This is a genomic window from Spirillospora sp. NPDC049652 (assembly GCF_040675125.1).
GTDB lineage: Bacteria > Actinomycetota > Actinomycetes > Streptosporangiales > Streptosporangiaceae > Spirillospora.
In genome coordinates, this window is record NZ_JBFAOF010001557.1 from 1 (window position 1) to 1081 (window position 1081).

Here is a 1081-nt window from a genome sequence, read left to right on the forward strand (position 1 = left end):
CGCGGCACGAGTCGGGCCGCCCACTGGAGCTGAAGCTGCGCGGCGCCGGGTACAAGGTGCGGGTCGCGCGGGTCGGCGCGCAGCGGTTCCGGGTCGGGCTGGAGGCCGGCGACCAGGTCCGCACCGCCGACGTGGAGCTCGACCGGTTCGACCGGCACGCCGGGCAGATCGTGGTGAACGGCGTCCGGTACCGGCTGCTGACCGGCACGCACGGGCCCGTCCACCTGGTCGAGGTGGACGGCGTCGCGCACCGCATCAGCCAGGACGAGGGCGGCGTCGTCCGCTCCCCCGCGCCCGCGCTGGTGGTGGCCACGCCGCTGGAGGTCGGCGCGGAGGTCGAGGCGGGCGCGCCGGTGCTGGTGCTGGAGTCCATGAAGATGGAGACGGTGCTGCGCGCGCCGTTCCGGGCCCGGCTGAAGGAGTGCCTGGTCTCGGTCGGCGGCCAGGTCGAGACGGGCGCGCCGCTGCTGCGGCTGGAGCCGCTCGGCGACGCCGCCGCCGAGGAGACCGCGGGCACGGCCGCGGCGGACCTGGACCTGCCCGGCGGGGCCGAGTCGGTCCCGCCGCACGAGCGGGCCGTCCGCGTCCGCCGCGACCTGCGCGGGCTGCTGCTCGGCTTCGACGCCGACCCCTACGACGAGTCCCGGACGCTGGAGGACTACCTGGCGGCCCGCCGGGCGGCCGTGCAGAACGGCGACCGTCCGCTGGCCGCCGAGCTCGACCTGCTCACGGCGTTCGCCGACCTGGCCGAGCTGGGCGGCAGCCGCCCGGCCGGGCCCGGCTTCGGCGGCGGCGCGGGGACGGGCGTCGGCCGCGACGGGCACGTGCACAGCCCGCGCGAGTACTTCCACACCTACCTGCAGAGCCTGGACGTCGAGCGGGCCGGGCTGCCGGACGACTTCCAGGACCGGCTGCGCCGCGCGTTCGCCCACTACGGCGTCACCGAGCTGGACCGCTCGCCCGAGCTCGAGGCGGCGGTGTTCCGGATCTTCCTGGCCCAGCAGCGGGCGTCCGGGCACGCCTCGGCCGTCACCGCGCTGCTGCGCGCCTGGCTGGAGGAGCAGCCGCCGGGCGGCGAGCT

1 protein-coding gene is annotated in these 1081 nt (G+C 77.5%); it reads left to right on the forward strand.

Annotated elements, in window-relative coordinates; translation table 11 throughout:
• Nucleotides 1-1081 (forward strand): acyl-CoA carboxylase biotin carboxyl carrier protein subunit (locus AB0J52_RS41890; RefSeq protein WP_500188865.1); only part of this gene is annotated, 1081 nt, incomplete at both ends.